This is a genomic window from Clostridium arbusti SL206 (genome assembly GCF_000246895.1).
Taxonomy (GTDB): domain Bacteria; phylum Bacillota; class Clostridia; order Clostridiales; family Clostridiaceae; genus Clostridium_I; species Clostridium_I arbusti.
On sequence record NZ_BAEV01000074.1, the window covers coordinates 1 to 20,011 of the forward strand.

Sequence of the window (20,011 nt, forward strand, 5' to 3'; positions counted from 1 at the left end):
TATAATACTATTTATGTAAAATTATTATAGGAATAGATGTATTCTAATTGCTTGTTATATGATTATTAGTAAAATAATGATAATTTTTTTTGCCTATTTAAAAACCATTAATATAGATACAAGTCGTATTTAGAAAGAGAAAATTATACATATGATATAATAATATAAATAAATAGGTAATATTTTAAGTTTTACAATTGTAGTAAATTCAAGTAGGAAGCTTAGTATAGAATATATTGATAAATAATATAGTAGTGCTAAGATACAGGCTAAACAATGAAATTCATGAATACAATGGGGTGGTGTGTGTATGATAAAGATAATAGGACAATTAAAAGAAGTAATATTATATGTTGGGGGAGACATCTATTTAGTAGATAACTATGTAAGAGAAAAGCTTATAAAGCCTACTAATGTTCCTAAAGAGTTAGATATTATCTATAGTAGATCTATAAAAAATATCTATAATGCATTTAATAAGAAATTTAATTATACAATTCAATTATATAATGAAGAAAAAGTGTTAATAATAAAAGATAAAGACTTTGTAATGAAAATATCGCAATTAGCTTATGATAATATAGAAAAATATCTAGAAAATGCAGATTATACAATGAATGCAGTGGCATTAAAATTAATTGATAATAAGATCATTGATCCATTTCAAGGAAGGCTTCATATTGAAAAAAGAATCATACAGGAGGTTAATGATAAAAGTATTGAAAATAATCCTTTAAGCATACTAAAGGGAATAGGTTATTATATTAACTATGGCATGCATTTTAGTATAAATACTGAATTACACATAAAGGAACAAAGTATAAAATTACAATATGAGGATGGCGGTGATGTATTAAAGGAACTAATGCATATTATTAGTATAGATAAAAATGGTGTAGCATTTCATATATTAGATCAATATTCAATTTTACAGAATTTACTTCCATATATCAAAGAGCTTAAAACTATAGGAAAATGTAAGTACCATGTGGAAGATACTTTTACACATATGAATGATGCCTACGAAATTTTAAAGGAAATTCAGTATGGAAGAGTAAATTTAGATGGGTTAAATAGAGATATTTTTAAGAAAAGAATGGACGGATATAAGTTAATAGATATTTTAGCTTTTGCTGTATTTGTTCATGATATAGGTAAATTCGAAACTTATAAGAAGAAAGCAGGTAAAGTAAGTTTTATAGGCCATGATATAGTTGGAGAAAAGATAATGAGGGAGGTTTGTAAAAAGCTAAATATACCTAAGAAAATGGAAGATTTAATATGTACTGTAATAAAAGCTCATATGTATCCTTTAAAGTTATTTAAGATTAAAAGCAATCAAGATGAGTTTAATAAAGAATTAGATAAATTTTTTATTGATTATAAAGAATATAGTGAGTATATATTTATCGCATCTTATTGTGATATATTATCAACTACTATGTATTATGATTCTGAAAATCAGGGAGAAGAGTATAAGCTATTTATTGAAAGATTTTTAAAAATGCAATAGATTTTGATTTAAAGTACTAAGTTTTGCACACTCTTTAAATAAGTTATACACATGCTAATTGTGGATAATGTGGATAAAAAAAATGACGAATTTTTAAACGCTTGTACAATCGATATTATAGGCAAATTTTAAAGTTATACACAGATTCTGTGGACTAAAATCTTAAAACTGTGGACAACTGTTAATGATGTGGATAACTGAATGATATGAATGATGAAAAAAATAAAATTTCATTTGTCATAATGTTAGCTATTGTCGAAATTAAAGAATAAATAATTAAAATTAATTGTGGATTATATTTTATATACAATATTTTTTAATATATTATCAAAAAATATTGAATTACGACATAATTACTTATATTATATTAGTTATGTGGTTAAGACATATTGTAAAAATAGCTATTAAATTATAGAATTTAATATACATTGAGAAGGTGATCGTGTGGAAGTTTATATGGACAACAGTGCTACAACTAGACCTTATAAAGAAGTAATAGATGAAATGGTATACGTTATGGAGAATTACTATGGAAATCCTTCTTCAGCATACAGTTTAGGTGTTAAAGCCGAGAAGAAATGTAATGATGGAAGAATTATAATTGGAAATACAATAAATGCTTCTAAAGAGGAAATAATATTTACTTCTGGTGGAAGTGAAAGTAATAATTTTTTAGTAAAAGGATTTGTAAGAAGTGGTGGACATATAATTACAACGAAGATTGAACATCCAAGTATTATAAATACATGTATGCAATTAGAAAAAGAAGGGGTAAAGGTTACTTATTTGGATGTAGATTCACGAGGTAAAGTTGATGTACAAGCATTAGAAGATGCTATAACTAAGGATACACAACTTGTAAGTATTATGCATGTAAATAATGAAATTGGAGTAGTGCAGAATCTTGAGATTATAGGAAAAGTAATTAAGGCAAAAAGCAGTAGGGTAAAGTTTCATGTAGACGCAGTTCAAAGCTATGGAAAACTTAATATAGATGTGCATAAATATAATATAGACCTGTTATCTGCTAGTGGACATAAGATACATGGGCCAAGGGGAATTGGTTTTGCTTATATTAGAAAAGGACTTGTACCAAAAGCTTTAATTGAAGGTGGAGGTCAGGAAAAGAATTATAGATCTGGTACTGAAAATCTTCCTGCTATTTGTGGCATGGCAAAGGCAGCAGAAAAGATATATAAGGATGTTCACAATAACTATAAGAATGTAGAAAGTGTAAAGAGTTATTTTATAGAAAAATTAAAAGATATTACAGACATAAGAATAAATAGTGAAGTGGCTAAAGATTACCTTCCTCATGTATTAAATGTTTCCTTTAGAGGAGTAAGAGCAGAGGTTTTACTACATTATCTTGAAGAAGGTAACATTTATGTTTCAAATGGTTCTGCCTGTTCATCTAAAAAGCACAATGTGAGTCATGTGCTTAAAGCAATAGGTTTAAGTAAAGCAGAAATTGAAGGAGCTATAAGATTTAGCTTCAATGAGTATAATTCTTTTAGTGAGGTAGACTATACTATAGAAAAACTCAATAAAGGTTTACAAATGTTAAGGAGATTAAAGATATGAGAAAGCTTGTACTTGTTAAATATGCTTCAGAAATATTTCTGAAGGGATTAAACAAAAATAAATTTGAGAAAAAACTTAAAGATAATATTAGATATGTATTAAAGGGATTAGATTATGAATTTATAAGTGATCAAGGAAGATGGTTTATTCAATCGGAGTACATAGATGAACTTGTAAATAGACTTAAAAGGTTATTTGGTATTGCAGAGCTTTGCATTGTTACAGAAATAGAGACGGATATGGAAAAAATATGTGAGCAAGCTCTTAAAGAGATTAAGGAAGATGGCTCTAAAACCTTTAAGGTGGAAACAAAGAGAGCAAATAAAAGTTTCCCTATAAATTCTATTGAAGTTAATCATATGGTTGGAGCATATATTCTAGATAATACCGATGATATATCAGTGGATGTAAAGAAACCAGAGTGTAGAATAACTGTGGAAATACGAAAAAATACTTATATATATTCTAAAAAAGTAAAGGGAGCAGGTGGAATGCCCTATGGAACCAATGGTAAGACACTTCTTATGCTTTCAGGAGGAATAGACTCTCCAGTAGCTGGATACATGATGGCAAGAAGAGGTGTTGAACTTAGCTGTGTTTATTATCATAGTCATCCATATACTAGTGAAAGAGCAAAGGAAAAAGTTAAGGACCTTGCAAGAATTTTACAAACTTATATAGGAAATATTACTCTTTATGTTGTGCCATTTACAGATATTCAAATGGGCATAATTGAAAAGTGTAGAAAAGACGAACTTACAATTATTATGAGAAGATTTATGATGAGAGTTGCCTGTGAGATTGCTGAGAAAAAAGGTATTCATTCAGTAGCAACAGGGGAGAGTATTGGTCAAGTAGCAAGTCAGACAATGGAAGGTCTTGTAGTTAGTGATGATGCATCTGATAGACCAGTGTTTAGACCGCTTATAGCTACAGATAAGTGCGACATTATGGATGTGGCAAGAGAGATAGGTACTTATGAGACTTCTATATTACCTTATGAGGACTGTTGTACTATATTTGTACCAAAACATCCAAAGACAAAGCCGGTGTTAAAGGAAATTATCAAAGAAGAATCTGTTCTAGATATAGAGACATTAGTAAAAGAAGCTATAGATAATATGGAAGTTTATAGTGATTTGTAGAAAAAAGTTGTGATATAAAAATAAGGTTTAACACTGAAATAATTTCATTTTCAGTGTTAAACCTATTTATTTTATATTTTATTTTTTACTAAGATCTCTCTACATTTTCGTAAGCCGAAGCTGCAAAGTTGAAATCTTCTTCATCAGTTATCTCACCATAGGTGTCCTCTGGAAGTTTAGGATAATAGTAGAGAACAAAACGTTCTTTATCATGTATATTTTCTATCAATATATATCGCTTATCCTCCAAAGCATCCTGAACTACAGCTAGTACATTATATCTGTCTTCATCTCCAGTATTGTTGTTTATAAGGCTAATTATAGCATTTTCCGAATTGTCAAAGAAAGCCACATTAGTTCTTTCATGGTCACAATAAGCTACCCGTCTACCTGTTCTACAACCATCACAGCTATCAAACTTACAGACGACAGTGCATCTTAAACATTCGCATTTTGAACATTTATTAAGCTGATCAAGTTCTTCACTGTGAGCTGACTTAAAGCCCTGAAGAAGATCTATATATTTATCTCCAGCTAGAATACTTTTTATAAAACCTTTCTTTTTGTTTTCCTGTTTAGCGGAATCTAAAAGATCTATATATTTATCTAGCACAGCTTGCCTTGAAAAATATTTTCTGTTTTTAAGCACATTTTCATCTATAAAATCTTTAATTTCATCTATGGCAAAAGTTATGTCAGTATAGATTTTGCCATAGTGTTCTTTTTCATGAGAGATAAATTCTTCTGTCTTCCCCATAATACCCTCCTATTTTGAGTTTGTAGAGTTTATGGAAGATTTATATTTTTCAAGCTCATCATCGATATTTAATTCATTTAGTTTTTCAAATTCCTTGTCTAAAGAATTATCAGTTTGTAAATCACCAAGACCTTCAGCAAGAGCTTCTTTTCTCACGATTTTTCTTTCTATATCATCAACATTAATTTTATTTGAGCCTGCATCAACATTTGCTAGAACTTCATTAACTTGTTTACTTGCTTCTGCGTTATTATATCTTGCAGCAGCTTCATCTCTGTAGCTTCTAGTTTTTTCTATTTCATCTTCTAAATCTCTTAATTTTGTTTTTATAGTTGTAGCTTTTTTAGAAGCATCTGCATAACTTGCCTCTAAACTTTGAATTCTCTTATCAGCATCAAGTTTTCTTTCAAGAGCTCTTTTAGCTAAGTCATCATTGCCAGCTTTTACCGCAAGTTTAACTTTTTCATCAAAGTCTTTTGACTCAACTTTTGCTTTTTCAAGCTTCTTTTCTATTTCATGAACATTACCAAGAATTTGTGCAGAAGAAAGTTTTGCAGTATTTAAGCTTTTATCCATGTCTCTTAATTTTTGATCCAATAATTCAATTGGATTTTCTACATCATCTAGTGCACCATTAACCTTTGCCTTAAAAATATTTGATATTCTCTTTATTACTCCCATTGTAATACCTCCTAAAAATTATCTTCTAAATTTTTTGAACATTTTGTAAATAATTATGATTATTATGATAAAAATTATCAGTTTAAAGATAAATGAAAATATGGATAATCCACCATATCCTCCACCATAATTTGATCCCCAACCAAACGGTATGGGTATTGGAATAAAGGAACGCTTCGTTGAACTTGTATTACTGTTGTTATTTTGTCCAAACCAGCCGCTGCTACTAGTATTACCCCCTGAAGAGCTATTACTTTTACTACTGGAAGAAGAACTGTTACTTTTGCTTCCGGAAGATTGGCTTTTAGAGCTTTTGGATGAACCACTGCTAAAACTCCCTGATTTAAAACTTTTAGAAGAGGAACTTCCTTTAAAACTCCCTGAGGATGAACCACTTTTAAAACTTCCGGAATGATATCCACCCTTAGGTGCTGCGTATACTACATCATAATTACTTTTAGAGTTAAAATTTAAGAGTTCAGGAGATACTAAATGATAACAGGTAAATACTAATGTAAAAAATAAACATAAAATTAGTTGCTTTTTCCCTTTAATTTGAAGCACCTCCTTTACAATAAATATTACTTCAATCAATGTAATTATATTATATACTAATTTATGTAGTTAAGTAACATGAGATTATTATAAGGTATTTAATAACTTATTACAACTTAACAATAATCACATTTAAGGTTAGTTTAGTTATATATTCGTATATAAACAGGATAAATCTCTATATTCCTTTAATTAACTCGAAATATCTTTATAAGTTGTTGATTTTATCCATAAAATATAACTTGTAATAAGTTTTTGTATAACTTATAATGAGAATGATTTAAGAATACTTGAAATTATATTTATTGTATAAGACTGTATTGATATATTAATAGGAATTTTCGATTTATAAATAGGAGTTTTTACTTACATTTAAATTTTCAACTTTTATATCGGATAAATTATAAAGTTACTTATTTAGGAGGTGTATTTTATTGAAAAATAATAAATTTACAATAGAAGATATAAGAAACATGGCAAAAGAGATATCACAACATAGTGTCATACCCTATGAGGATTTACCTAGATATGATTTATTTTTATCTCAAGTAACAGATTATCTTAATGATAAGTTTGAAGGAGAAAAATATACTAATAATATAGTTCAAAATTATATAAAAAATGAAGTTATATCAAAACCAGAGGATGGGAGAAAACGTGGATATACTAAAAATCATTTAGCACAGCTCCTTCTACTTAGTTATATGAGACCTATTTTAACTACAGAAGAGATAAAAAAGGTATTTAGGTTAGCTTTTAATGAGATAAACGATGGAGAAGATGATATAATATCCTGGGAAATGGCATACAAAACTTTTTTCAATATACAGCAAGAAAATTACGACAGTTTTTTATCTAAAGATTATTTCAATGAAGAAGAGTTTAAAAATATGATAAAAGAAGCTAGCCTAAAAGGTGAAGATGAAGAAAGAATAATGGTGTTTATTGTAGTTATGAATCTTATAGCAGAGGCAAGTGTTATTAAGAATATAGCTAAAAAGATTATTGACCAATATTTTGAAACTGAAAGATAGGATTTATATAAATATACAATTATGTTGCAATAGTTCGAACAATTATATAAAATTAAATAGAAGAATATTTTAATTGTTAAATGCGGGGGTGCCAATAGGCTGAGAAGATTAATCTAACCCTTAGAACCTGAATCTGGGTAATGCCGGCGAAGGAAGCATAGTACTATTGAATACTAATGTACTGCTTCTTGGCAGTGCATTTTTTGTATGTCTTTATTCTTATATGTATAGGTAATATATTTTAATCAATATTTGGAGGGTTAATATTATGAAAAAGGTTTTAACAATAGCAGGATCAGACAGTTGTGGTGGAGCTGGAATACAAGCAGATTTAAAGACTATGAGTGCACTTGGAGTATATGGTATGAGTGTAATAACTGCAGTAACAGCTCAAAATACCATGGGAGTTTTTGATGTTCTAGAAGTAGACAAAAAAATGATAGAAGCTCAAATTAAGTGTATTTTTGAAGATATTAAAGTGGATTCTGTAAAAATAGGAATGGTTTCAAATAATGAAATTATAAAAACTATAAAGAATATGTTAATAAAATATAGTGCTAGTAATATAGTTGTAGATCCCGTGATGGTGTCTAAAAGTGGATATTTTCTTTTAAAAGAAGAAGCTGTGGAAGAACTTAAAAGTTTAATTTCTATTGCAGATTTGGTAACTCCTAATATACCTGAAGCCGAAGTGTTGTCAGGAATAAAAATAAATAATGAAGATGATATGAAAGAGGCAGCGAAAATTATTTTCAACATAGGGTCTAGAAATGTTTTAGTAAAGGGTGGTCATAGATGTAATAATGCTAATGATATTTTATATACTGGAGAAAATTTCTTGACTTTAAAAGGGGATAGAATAAATACAAAGAATACTCATGGAACAGGATGTACATTATCTTCGGCAATAGCATCTTATATTGCAAAGGGATATAGTATGGATAAAGCAGTAGATTTATCAAAACAATATATAAATGAAGCAATAAAAAATTCTTTCTCTATAGGAAACGGTGTAGGGCCAGTAGGACACTTTGTAGACCTGTATAAAAGGGGAGGGGTAGACTTTGAATAAAATAAAGAATTCATCCATGTTTTTTTTATGGGCAGGTGCGGCAATATCAATAGCTGAAATATATACAGGAAGTATGATAGCGCCTTTAGGTATGAAGAAAGGACTTCTAGCAATATTTATCGGTCATATAATTGGAACATTATTCTTAGCATTTGGTGGTTACATATCTTTTAAAGGAAATAAAAATGCTATGGGAAAGGTAAAGGATTCCTTTGGTGGACTAGGAGGAAAGATAATAGCTGGTTTAAATGTGCTTCAACTTATAGGGTGGTCAGCCATAATGATTATACAGGGAGGAAGAGCCATAAGTGGACAGATAAAACTATCTTTAAATATATGTATTTTAATTGTAGCTATAGCAGTATTTTTATGGTCATATTGGTTTAATAATTACACGAAAAAAGTAAATGATATATCAGTTATTATTCTAATAGTTTTGTGTGTATTACTGTTTTTTAAAATGGATAGTTCAAAGATTGTACATATGGGGCAAGGCATAAGTTTTACTACAGCTATTGAGATAAGTATAGCAATGCCAGTATCTTGGCTTCCACTTATAGGAGATTATTCAAAAGATGGAACTAGTGGTAAGGGTGTATTTTTATCTAGTTTCTTTGGATATTTTATAGGAAGTATTTTAATGTATTCTTTAGGACTTGCTATAACCTTGCATACAGGAAAAGATGTTGTGGAGTTTTTGTCAAGTACAGGAATAATCGCAGCTTTAATAGTGCTTTTAGCAACAGTAACTACTACTTTCGTAGATTTATATTCTGCAGTGATTTCCTCTAAGCAGATATACAATTTTAAGAGTGATAATTTAGCCACAATAATTTATTGTATTATATCTACAGCTTTAGCATTTATTTTTCCTATGGAAAATTATCAGGATTTCTTATTGCTAATAGGTAGCATATTTGTGCCTGTCTATACTGTGGTTTTTGTAAACTATATTTTAAAGAAAAAGTATAAGGGTATTATAAATATTATTTCTTGTATAGCTGTTGTGATCGGTATTTTATCATATAATTTTTTAAGTAATAATAGCATAGGTATTCCTACAATTATTACGTTTATTATAGTAACTTTTATATATATGATATTTAAAAATGTAAAATTTTTAGGAGGGCTTCAGAATGATTAATGATATTTCTAAGGTAGTAACAAATTTGAGAAAAAATGTACCGTTAGTACAGTCTATTACTAATCACGTAACTATTAATGATTGTGCTAATATTTTATTAGCTTTTGGTGGATCACCTGCAATGTGTGAGGCTTATGATGAGAGTTTTGATTTTGTAAAAATAGTTAATGCACTTTATTTAAATTTAGGAACACTTACAAAGGAACAGGAAGCATCAACTATTATGGCAGCAATATCTGCAAAGATACATAATATACCTGTAGTACTAGATCCTGTGGCTTGTCCCGTAATTAAGAGAAAAGTAGATGTAATTAATAAAATCTTTCAGCTTGGAAGAGTGGATGTTATAAAGGGAAATTCAGGAGAGATAAAGTTTTTAGCTGGGTTACAGGCAGAAGTGAGAGGTGTAGATTCAGTAGGAGGACAGGACGGTATAATAGAAGCTTGCATTACGCTAGCTAAAAAGTATAAATGCGTTGTAGCTGCTACTGGTGAAAAGGATGTAGTATCTGATGGAACTAGAACGGCTGTAATTGATAATGGAGTAGAAATGCTAACTAAGGTGACAGGAGCTGGATGTATGCTTGGAGCTCTTTGTGGAGGAACATTGGGTGTAGAGAAAGATAAATTTATAGCAACTTGTGCAGCGGTGATTTCCATGGGGATTGCAGGTGAGAAGGCCTATGAAGATGCAAAACTTCCAGGAAGTTTTAGAGTTAAACTTATGGATTCAATATATGAAGTAAATGAAGAGGAAATACGTAAATTAGCTAAAATTACTTTTTTAGAAGACTAAGAAATAAATATATAAGATTTAAGTAGATAAAATATTTTACAATGTAATTAATAGATTATTAGGGGGAGTTTAAAATCATGACTAATTATAGTTTGTATCTAGTTACAGATAGAAGATTCTTAAAGGGAAGACCTTTAAAAAAAGTCGTTGAAGATTCTATAAAAGGTGGAGTAACTATAGTACAGGTAAGAGAAAAAGATGTATCTACTAGAGAATTCTATAAAGTAGCATTAGAGGTAAAAGAAATTACCGATAAGTATAATGTTCCACTTATAATTAATGATAGAATTGATATTGCGCAGGCTGTGGATGCGGCAGGTGTGCATCTTGGACAAGATGATATGTCTCTTAAACTTGCTAGAAATATATTAGGTAAGGACAAGATAATAGGAATATCTGTAGGAACTATAGAAGAAGCTAGAGAGGCAGAAAAAGATGGTGCAGACTATGTTGGAATAGGAGCAATTTTCTTTACTGGAAGTAAAAAGGACATAGATACTCCAATAGGGATATCGGGACTAAATGAAATTGTAAAGAATATAAACATACCTTCAGTGGCTATAGGAGGAGTTAATAGAGAAAATTTATCTGAAGTTATGAAAACTGGTACAAACGGTGCCGCAGTAATTTCAGCAATACTTGGTTATGATGATATAGAAAAAGCATCTAAGGAATTAAGTTCAATTTCATCCTATGACTAATGATTATATGCACCAATATGACTATGGCACCTTATGAAAGCTAAAGATCTTTGATCTTCTTTTTTTAGTAACAGTATAGAAAGTGTTTCTATGAAGTATTCTTAGTTATTTCAAATCAAATGGGTTAACATCAAAATAAGTTTTATTTCGGATGTTAACCCATTTTTATAGCTTTTTTAATTATAAGACATCGTAAATAAGTAGCTAGTAAGTATACTAATCTATTTTGAATCATACTACGTTAATAGAATCCTCTGATAGCAGCATTATCATCAGAACCTGTTTCCTTGTTTAATTCAAAATATACGTCGTATCTTTGACTTACTATTTATTTTCAAAGGTCTCAATTATTTCTTCCGCTTTTTTTAGTATTTGATGAAATCTATCAGTAATTGCTATTTCATCTATACTTTTTGTTTCTTTAACATCTTTTGGATAATCCATAAGTTTTAAGCTGTAGCATATTAAATCATGCCAACTTCCAAATTTAAAAGCTATATTTTTATAAATACCAACTGGTTGGAATCCCATTGACTTGTGAAGATTTTCACTTTTAATATTTGGTGAGGTGATTTTAGCATAAGCATTATAATACCCCTGTAATTTTAATAATTCAAATAAACTAAAATACAATGCTCTGCCAATCTTTCTTTTTTGATATACTGGGTCTATGTAAATAGAAAAATCAACTGACCACTTAAAGGCAGCACGCTCAGCAAATTGGGATGCATAGGCATAGCCTACGATTTTATCATCAATTTCACATACAAGCCATGGATATTTCTTTTGAACATTAGTCATTCTTTCAGTGAATTCCGACATAGTTGGAACTTCATATTCAAAGGTAATAACAGTATCGGTTATAAAAGGAGCATAGATATTTAAAATTGAAGCACTATCGGCCTTAGTAGCAAGTCTGATTTCCGTGTTTGAATTCATTTTTTTACCTCCTATACAAAATATTTTGTTGTACATATTATTTTAAGCAAACTAATCTATTATAAGTAATTATGTATAAATTATAACATAAGGCACATTCAAATAAATAACTAGTCAGTATGTTAGTCTATTTTGGATTCCACCACGGCAACAGAACCCTCAGATAACTCACTATCTGAAGAACCTATTTCCTTGTAGGCTTCAAAATATACGTCGCATCTTTGACTTACTATTTATTTTCATATGCCTAATATGAATTTGACTATCTTTTTAAATTTTTAGAATATTCAGTTGATTTGTTTGGAACAGAATGATATAATATACTCAAGAAGTAAGTTAAAACTTCTTCTAGCAAGTTCTAACTCATAAATAAAAATGTTTAGTAAAGAGTTGAAAGTAACGATTATCCTATAAATATAAATGTATATAAATTTTTATACAAAGTTGTAATTGTAATATGTTAGTATATTATAAAATAAATATAGAAAGGATGATGAGAATTCAAATAGAATTGGTTTTTTCATATGAGTTAGATTTTGCTTAGCCACCAATTAGTAGTATTATTATCTAGTTGGTGGTTTTAATTTTGTCAATTATAATTTTATTAAAGAAGAAACCTATAAGTGTCAAGTAAAATCTTTGTTTATATAAATATATTGAAATTTTGTAAAAAATACAGTATAATTATACGTAAATATGAATAATTATAAAACTGATAAAAGGGTGATGTGATTGGTTAATTTAAAGAATAGGAATTTTTTAACGTTGAGAGATTTTTCAAGTGAAGAAATAAACTTTTTGTTAGATTTAGCGGCGGAATTGAAAGCTTCCAAAAAAATGGGTACAGAAGTACAAAGATTACAAGGTAAAAATATAGCATTAATATTTGAAAAGGATTCTACAAGAACAAGATGTTCTTTTGAAGTAGGCGCTCATGACCAAGGGGCTCATGTTACTTATTTAGGTCCTACGGGAACTCCAATAGGAAATAAAGAATCTATTAAAGATACAGCAAGGGTTTTAGGTAGGATGTTTGATGGAATTGAATATAGAGGATATGAACAGGAAAAGGTTGAGATATTAGCAAAATATGCAAAGGTACCGGTTTGGAATGGACTTACAGATGAAGATCATCCAACTCAGGTTTTGGCAGATCTTTTAACAATAAAAGAGCACTTTGATAAGCCTCTAAATGAAGTTACTTTAGTATATTGTGGTGATGGAAGAAATAACACTTCAAATGCCCTAATGATAGGTGCTTGTAAAATGGGAATGGATTTTAGAATTGCAACTCCAAAAACACTTTTTCCAACAGAGGGACTTATAGAAGAGTGCAGAGCAGTAGCAGAGAGAACGGGTGGAAAAATAACTATTACAGATAATGTGGATGAAGCTGTGTTAGGCGCAGACGTTTTATATAGTGACATTTGGGTATCTATGGGTGAGGACGAAGAAATTTGGAAGAAGAGATTAGAAATTTTATATCCTTATCAGATAAATAAAGAGCTATTGAAAAAAACTAATAATGATAATGTTAAGTTTATGCATTGTCTTCCTTCTTTTCATGATTTAAATACTATTGATTCAAAAGCAGTACATGATAAATTTGGTATTGATCCTTTCGAAGTGACAGATGAAGTTTTTGAAAGTGAATGTTCTTTAGTTTTTGATGAAGCTGAAAATAGAATGCATACAATAAAAGCTGTAATGGTTGCAACTCTAGCATAAAATATCATTTAATATAAACAGATTATAAGTTAAAAATTAACATATAAGAATATTAAGCTTTCGATTCTTTTATATAAAGTTTTGAAAGCTTAATATTTTTATAGTAAGTTGTTGAAGAATGTTTTATATATCATCTCACATAGAGAGTGCTAGTTTCTAACTTAAGGCACATTCAAATAAATAACTAGTCAGTATGCTAGTCTATTTTGACTTACTATTTATTTTCATATGCCTAAAATTCTTTTAACATATTAGCCATTTCAATGGCTGTGACTGCAGCATCATAACCTTTATTACCAGCTTTAGTGCCTGCACGTTCAATAGCTTGCTCAATAGTGTCAGTAGTAAGAACTCCGAAGATTACAGGGACTTCTGTTTCAAGAGATACATGGGCAACGCCTTTAGATACTTCGCTTGATACGTAGTCAAAGTGAGGGGTTGAACCTTTTATTACAGCACCTAAACATATGACTGCATCATAATTATTTGATTTTGCCATTTTCTTTGCCAAAAGAGGGATTTCAAATGCGCCTGGTACCCAAGCAATACTTATGTCATCATCCTCAGCACCGTGTCTTTTTAGGCCATCAATGGCACCGGATAATAGTTTACTACCAATAAATTCGTTAAATCTTCCTATTACAATTCCAAATTTTAAATTACTAGCAATTAGTTTACCTTCATATATTTTCATAATGTTATCTGATCTGAATTACCTTAATACTACTCTATGATATTGGATAATTATTAGTACCATAGAGGGGATAAAAGATAATATTCAAATCAGATTTTTCACCTACCTTTTTATATTTATTTTAAGTATGTTTATATAAAATTTAATATTTTTAGAGATAACATGTTGTTCAAAATAGAAGCATCTTTTATAAGCTTAAAAAGTTAACATATGACCCAGCTTTCTCTTCTTTGTTTTTAAATAGAATTCATTATTTTTGTTGTAGTCAAATTGAATTGGTATTCTGTTAACTACTTCTATGCCATATTTAAATATGGAATTTATTTTTCTAGGATTGTTAGTCATAAGATTTACCTTATGTACACCTAAATCCTTTAGTATTTGTGCGCAAATCCAGTATTCTCTGAGATCATCAGGAAAGCCTAAAGCTAAGTTGGCTTCTACTGTGTCCATGCCTTTATCTTGAAGAGCATATGCTTTTATTTTATTTAAAAGTCCGATTCCTCGTCCTTCTTGACTCATGTATAGGATTATACCCCTACCGGCAGCTTCAATCTTTTTCATAGCAGCTTCAAGCTGCTCACCGCAGTCACATCTCAAAGATCCAAATGCATCTCCGGTTAAGCATTGAGAATGAATCCTTACTAAAGGGGCATCTTCATTAGATGATAAATCCCCTTTTACTAATGCTACATGGGATTCACCGTTTATAATATTTTCATATCCAATAATTTTAAATTCACCATACTTTGTAGGCAGCTTTGCTTCAGATACTGCTTTTACAAGGATTTCATTTTTTTTCCTGTATTCAACTAAATCAGCAACAGTTATAATTTTCAGATTATGTTTTTGTGCATATTCCATAAGCTCAGGAGTTCTTGCCATAGATCCATCTTCGCTCATTATTTCACATATTGTACCAGCAGGGTAAAGTCCAGCAAGTCTTGCTAAATCTACAGCAGCTTCAGTGTGACCAGTTCTCTCTAATACGCCTAAAGGTTTAGACGCCAAAGGGAATACATGTCCAGGCCTTCTAAAATCTTCTTTTTTTGAATTTGGATCAATCATTTTCAGTATGGTTTCAGCTCTATCGTAGGCAGAAATTCCAGTAGTTGTACTTGCGGCATCTACAGATACAGTAAAAGCAGTATTGTGTGATTCAGTATTTTTTTCAACCATTAAATCTATATTTAATTCTCTTAATCTTTCACTTATAATTGGTGTGCAAATAAGTCCTCCAGCATATTTAGCCATAAAATTAATTGCTTCAGGAGTTACTTTTTCAGCTGCAATTATTAGGTCACCTTCATTTTCTCTGTCTTCATCGTCTACAACTACTATCATTTTACCATTTTTAATATCCTCTATTGCTTCTTCAATACTGTTAAACTTAAACATATAATCAATCCTCTCTTTTTAAATTTATTATTTCAGATAAATAAAATTTTTGTATTTACATAAACCCATTTGAACTTAAAAAATCTAAATCAATTTCTTGTGAATGTGACTGAGGAGTTTCTTTAGAAAGTAAAAACTTTTCTATATATTTGCCTATCATGTCACATTCAAGGTTTACCTCTTTTCCAATGTTGTTATCTATTAAAGAAGTAGCATCTTTAGTGTGTGGTATAATGGAAACCTTGAATACTTGTTCATCTACATAGGCTACAGTAAGGCTTACACCATCAATGGCTATGGAGCCTTTTTCTACAATATATTTTAGTAAGGATGGATTGGATTTAATAGTAATCCACACAGCATTTTCTTCAGTTTTATAGTCTGTAATAATTCCAATACCATCAATATGTCCACTTACAATATGTCCACCTAAACGACTGGAAAGCTGTAAGGCTCTTTCTAGATTAACTTTAGAGCCAATTGATAAATTATTTAGATTACTTCGTTTTAAGGTTTCGGGCATAGCATCTACTGTAAAACAATCCTTTGTAAAATCTGTAACTGTAAGACATACACCGTTTGTACTAATGCTGTCACCAATCGTAAGATTATCCAATACAGAATGTGCCTTTATAGTAAGTTTAGCGGATTTAGTTCCCTTTTCTATTCTTTGAATTGTACCAATTTCTTCTACTAATCCAGTAAACATTAAAGATTTTTCCTCCTCTTATAATTTTTTATCATATTTAATAGATTTAATATCTATTAAAATTTAATATTATTTTCTTATATATCCTTCAATCATTAAATCTTCTTCAAATTTTTCAATGCTGATATTTTTAAGAGTAATAGCATTTTTAATAAGAGAAATTCCTTGCCCTCCAATAGGAGTTTTTGCCATAGAACCGCCTATAAATTTTGGAGATATAAAGCTATAAACTTTATCTATTATGCCCTCTTCTAAAGCAGAATAATTTAAAGTACTACCACCCTCTAACAGTACACTATCTATTTTGTTTTCACCTAGTGCGTTCATAAGATAGGAGAGATTAACTTTGTCATTTTTAGCTGGAGTTATTATAGTATCTATATCCATATTCTTTAGAAGCTTTAACTTTTCTTTATTAGCTTTTTCAGTAGTAGCAATAATTGTTTTTGCATTAGACTTAAGAGTAAGTACGCTAGCATCTAAGGAAATTCTTAGATTGCTATCTACAATTATTCGTGTAGCATCACTGCCATTTTTAAGTCTTGTAGTTAAAAAAGGATTGTCTGCTAGTACAGTACCTATGCCTACCATAATTCCAGAAACTTTGTGTCTTAGTTTGTGCACATAATTTCTAGATAATTCATTTGTAATCCATTTTGAATCACCAGTATAAGAAGCAATTTTACCATCTAAGGTCATAGCTGTCTTTAGTATGCAAAAAGGAAGCTTTGAGCTAATATATTTTAAAAATATTTCATTTAGCTTTCTCCCTTCATCCTCAAGTATTCCAGTGACTACCTCTATACCGTTATCTTTTAGTATTCTTATTCCATTACCAGACACTAGTGGATTGGGATCTTCAAGACCTATTACTACTTTTTTTATACCCTTTTCTACAATGGCCTTGGCACAAGGTGGAGTTTTACCATAGTGTGAACAAGGTTCTAGGGTAACATACATAGTAGCACCTGTAACATCTTCCATGGCATTATTAAAGGCATCTATTTCTGCGTGGTTTCCTCCATAGAAATGATGATAGCCTTCTCCTATAATTTTATTGTTTTTTACGATAACAGCTCCAACTAAAGGATTAGGATTAGTATAACCAGTGCCTTTCTTTGCAAGCTCTAGTGCACGCTTCATATAGTGTACTTCCAAATGATCACCTCCAAAATTTGTATGTTACTACTTATTACTAACTATCCAGTAGATATTATTTTGAAAAATAAAAAAGCACTGAAAGAATTCAGGGCTCAAATAGCAATTCATATAGAATTTGTTACCTTAATACAAAGGTAATAATTGTATATAAAATATGTTTATCTTCTTTCATCCAGACTATACTGTCGGCATCGGAGTTTCACCGAATCAACCATTATGGCTCGCGGGCTATACCGCCGGTCAAGGATTTTCACCTCGCCCTGAAGATTTTATTTAATTGTATAGTAAAAAAATAACACTTTCAAAATGTTATGTCAATAGGAAATTTATAAATTTTTAGTATTGCTTAATTTAGAAAAAATTAGAATAAAATTATATTTATGCTGAAGATAATGCAGTTTTTCTGTATAATATAATTATAGTTATATGAATTATATTATAGGGGGAACTTATAGATGGATGAACAGTATGGGCATTTAAAGCCAAGAGATGAAGTATTTAATAGTACTCCTAATGACTCAAAAAATGACTTTTTCGGATATATTGTACATAAAGAAACAGCTTTTGAAATATTAGATGAAAATAAGATAAGCAATATATCCAATTCTAAAGAAGAATTCTTTAATCGGATAAATATAAATTCAGAAAAATATAAGTTTATATTAGCAACTTGTTTTTCCACAGCAAAATTTAGTGGGAGGATTTCTATATCTTTAAACATACCATTTAAAGATAAATATAAATATGTTTTAGCTTTTTTAATGTATATGAAAATGGGACTGCCTAAAGATGTTATGAAGCTTCTATGTTTTACTATGGAAAATAGTGAAGTTATAATAACTAAAAGTAATTTAATAAGCGAGGAAAATAATAAGGAGAGCAGTATAATTTCTACAACTAAGAATATATTTACTTTTGATTTTGTTTCAGGAAAGTTTCAAATTCATGATTTGAAAATAGATTTACATGGGTATTTAGATTTTATCTGGGATAATTTAAATTTTAATGAAAAACTAATTAGATTCAAGAGTATGGCACAAACTCTATCAAAAGATAAACTTATGTTAGACGAATATGATAAATTATGTACTTTGTTTTCCGTAAATGAAAATAGGCTATTACTTAATGAAAGTGAGAGAATAGAGGCTCTTAAGTCTATATATAACAGTATTATAAATACTAATACTTCAACAAGAAATAAATATCTCTGTAATCTTTTTATAAATATACTTCAAGTAGAATTTAACAATAAGAAGTTAAAAAGACGAGAGTATTTGCCATCTAGTGACTTGATTGAAGTAATATTAAATTTTTATGATTTAATAGAAAGTTATTTCGATGAAATTAAAGGAGAAAATATAAAAAAGATAATAAACGCATATATATTACTAAGTATAGTAGATGGTAAGGAATCAGGAAAACTTGTATATGTTTCGAATATATTTTTGAATGCTAATACAAAGACGGTAATGTTTAGAAATCTAATAGATAATATGTTTGTACATGAACAATTTGTAGAAGAAATTCTTAACTGGTATATACTTAAGAGATTTGCAGAGGTTAGTAGTTTAGATAATCTTTTAGAGTTGATAAATTTTTGGGGAAGAATTTCACCTAAGGTTGTTCAGTTAGATTTTTTTATAGAGTATGTAGAAAGTAAGTTATTGAGTATACTTAGAGAAGAGTATACTAAGATTCCAATTTGTATAAAAGTATATAATTTTTTAGATGAATTTAAAGATTTGTGCAATTTAGAAGAAGATAAAGAGAAATATATAATATTTGCTGAAAAGGTAAGAAAAAGTATTCACTCCTATATGACTGAGGCCATAGATCTTGCTAGAATAACCTGCAAAGATCTAATGGATATAGAAATTAAGAGTATAGATGAAAATAATAATAAATACAAATCCATATATTATGTTCAAAAATTTTTAAAAGGACATAAAGATATAGATATCAGAGAAATAGAAATACATCTTTGCTCATTGGATAGATACATAATGCTTAATTTAACACATTTAATTAAGGAGTATTATGAAAAAAGTATAATTAAATGTAATTTTAGAAATATAATGGTAGGCTTTGTAGACCAAGCAGTTTATGTAAATAATATAGTTTTGTATAATTTTTATGACTTATTTAAATATATAAATAAAAACAATGGAATAGAAGAAACTAGAGAGTATATAGCTTGGATATCTGATGACTTTGCAGATTTAAAAGATTCCATGCTTTTAAGCAGATTTAAAAGTGATTTATGGTTATACTTAGAGTCTTTTGATAAATATTGTTTTAAAGATAGAAAAGCAAATAAACTCTTTTCACAAATTAAAAATGAACACATTAAAAAAATATTACAGGACATAAAAAATAGATATTCAGTTGGATACTACGTGT

General features: G+C 29.3%; 18 protein-coding genes and 2 riboswitches. Of the genes, 10 read left to right on the forward strand and 8 right to left on the reverse strand.

All coding sequences use genetic code 11. The annotated features are described in order from the left end of the window. Window positions 1–310: 310 nt before the first annotated feature. The 3 genes from RH99_RS12820 to thiI all read left to right on the forward strand — a co-directional run bounded on the left by RH99_RS12820 (window position 311) and on the right by thiI (window position 4,242). Window positions 311–1,513, forward strand: a complete 1,203-nt coding sequence (locus RH99_RS12820) for an HD domain-containing protein (RefSeq protein WP_010238821.1) — start codon at window positions 311–313, stop codon at window positions 1,511–1,513. 444 nt (window positions 1,514–1,957) lie between these two features. Continuing rightward, window positions 1,958–3,097, forward strand: a complete 1,140-nt coding sequence (locus RH99_RS12825; protein ID WP_010238823.1) for a cysteine desulfurase family protein — start codon at window positions 1,958–1,960, stop codon at window positions 3,095–3,097. Further along, window positions 3,094–4,242, forward strand: coding sequence for a tRNA uracil 4-sulfurtransferase ThiI (thiI, locus tag RH99_RS12830; RefSeq protein ID WP_010238826.1), 1,149 nt, complete (start codon window positions 3,094–3,096; stop codon window positions 4,240–4,242). Before RH99_RS12825 ends, thiI begins: the two co-directional genes overlap by 4 nt. 88 nt (window positions 4,243–4,330) lie before the next feature. Here thiI and RH99_RS12835 read toward each other — a convergent pair whose 3' ends face one another. The 3 genes from RH99_RS12835 to RH99_RS19275 all read right to left on the reverse strand — a co-directional run bounded on the left by RH99_RS12835 (window position 4,331) and on the right by RH99_RS19275 (window position 6,075). Then, window positions 4,331–4,999, reverse strand: coding sequence for a hypothetical protein (locus tag RH99_RS12835; RefSeq protein ID WP_010238829.1), 669 nt, complete (start codon window positions 4,997–4,999; stop codon window positions 4,331–4,333). A 9-nt stretch (window positions 5,000–5,008) separates the two neighbouring features. Next, entirely contained in the window at window positions 5,009–5,680 is a 672-nt protein-coding gene (locus tag RH99_RS12840; RefSeq protein ID WP_010238833.1) for a PspA/IM30 family protein, read from the reverse strand. A gap of 77 nt (window positions 5,681–5,757) precedes the next feature. Then, entirely contained in the window at window positions 5,758–6,075 is a 318-nt protein-coding gene (locus RH99_RS19275) for a hypothetical protein (protein ID WP_010238835.1), read from the reverse strand. A 594-nt stretch (window positions 6,076–6,669) separates the two neighbouring features. Between RH99_RS19275 and RH99_RS12850 the strand changes: the two genes are divergently transcribed. From RH99_RS12850 to thiE, 5 genes are all read left to right on the forward strand, one after another. Next, a complete protein-coding gene (locus tag RH99_RS12850) occupies window positions 6,670–7,269 on the forward strand; it encodes a DUF1836 domain-containing protein (RefSeq protein ID WP_010238837.1) in 600 nt (199 codons plus the stop codon). Between the two features lie 74 nt (window positions 7,270–7,343). Further along, a riboswitch (TPP riboswitch) is annotated at window positions 7,344–7,441 on the forward strand. Between the two features lie 96 nt (window positions 7,442–7,537). Continuing rightward, window positions 7,538–8,341, forward strand: coding sequence for a bifunctional hydroxymethylpyrimidine kinase/phosphomethylpyrimidine kinase (gene thiD, locus RH99_RS12855; protein WP_010238838.1), 804 nt, complete (start codon window positions 7,538–7,540; stop codon window positions 8,339–8,341). Then, window positions 8,334–9,485 (forward strand): putative hydroxymethylpyrimidine transporter CytX, encoded by a 1,152-nt coding sequence (gene cytX / locus RH99_RS12860; RefSeq protein WP_010238840.1) that lies wholly within the window; start codon window positions 8,334–8,336, stop codon window positions 9,483–9,485. Before thiD ends, cytX begins: the two co-directional genes overlap by 8 nt. Continuing rightward, complete coding sequence (gene thiM / locus RH99_RS12865) at window positions 9,478–10,281, forward strand: hydroxyethylthiazole kinase (RefSeq protein ID WP_010238842.1); 804 nt, start codon at window positions 9,478–9,480, stop codon at window positions 10,279–10,281. The genes cytX and thiM overlap by 8 nt, the downstream gene beginning before the upstream one ends. A 74-nt stretch (window positions 10,282–10,355) precedes the next feature. Beyond that, on the forward strand, window positions 10,356–10,982 hold the full coding sequence (gene thiE / locus RH99_RS12870) for a thiamine phosphate synthase (protein ID WP_138990682.1): 627 nt from the start codon (window positions 10,356–10,358) through the stop codon (window positions 10,980–10,982). 324 nt (window positions 10,983–11,306) lie between these two features. On the opposite strand, the gene RH99_RS12875 is transcribed toward thiE, so the two are convergent. Continuing rightward, window positions 11,307–11,921 (reverse strand): GNAT family N-acetyltransferase, encoded by a 615-nt coding sequence (locus RH99_RS12875; RefSeq protein ID WP_010238846.1) that lies wholly within the window; start codon window positions 11,919–11,921, stop codon window positions 11,307–11,309. Window positions 11,922–12,653: 732 nt separating this feature from the next. On the opposite strand from RH99_RS12875, the gene argF reads away from it, so the two are divergent. Beyond that, window positions 12,654–13,649, forward strand: coding sequence for an ornithine carbamoyltransferase (gene argF / locus RH99_RS12880; RefSeq protein ID WP_010238848.1), 996 nt, complete (start codon window positions 12,654–12,656; stop codon window positions 13,647–13,649). A 232-nt stretch (window positions 13,650–13,881) separates the two neighbouring features. On the opposite strand, the gene ribH is transcribed toward argF, so the two are convergent. The 4 genes from ribH to ribD all read right to left on the reverse strand — a co-directional run bounded on the left by ribH (window position 13,882) and on the right by ribD (window position 17,608). Beyond that, window positions 13,882–14,343 (reverse strand): 6,7-dimethyl-8-ribityllumazine synthase, encoded by a 462-nt coding sequence (gene ribH, locus RH99_RS12885; protein ID WP_010238850.1) that lies wholly within the window; start codon window positions 14,341–14,343, stop codon window positions 13,882–13,884. Window positions 14,344–14,538: 195 nt separating this feature from the next. Next, entirely contained in the window at window positions 14,539–15,741 is a 1,203-nt protein-coding gene (locus RH99_RS12890) for a bifunctional 3,4-dihydroxy-2-butanone-4-phosphate synthase/GTP cyclohydrolase II (RefSeq protein WP_010238852.1), read from the reverse strand. 55 nt (window positions 15,742–15,796) lie between these two features. Beyond that, window positions 15,797–16,450 carry a riboflavin synthase gene (gene ribE / locus RH99_RS12895; protein ID WP_010238854.1) on the reverse strand — a complete coding sequence of 218 codons (654 nt, stop codon included), beginning with the start codon at window positions 16,448–16,450 and terminating at the stop codon, window positions 15,797–15,799. A 69-nt stretch (window positions 16,451–16,519) separates the two neighbouring features. Next, window positions 16,520–17,608, reverse strand: coding sequence for a bifunctional diaminohydroxyphosphoribosylaminopyrimidine deaminase/5-amino-6-(5-phosphoribosylamino)uracil reductase RibD (ribD, locus tag RH99_RS12900; RefSeq protein ID WP_010238856.1), 1,089 nt, complete (start codon window positions 17,606–17,608; stop codon window positions 16,520–16,522). 159 nt (window positions 17,609–17,767) lie between these two features. Beyond that, window positions 17,768–17,883, reverse strand: a riboswitch (FMN riboswitch). Window positions 17,884–18,066: 183 nt separating this feature from the next. On the opposite strand from ribD, the gene RH99_RS12905 reads away from it, so the two are divergent. Further along, the coding region (locus RH99_RS12905) for a hypothetical protein (protein WP_010238858.1) at window positions 18,067–20,011 on the forward strand (1,945 nt) is incomplete at its 3' end.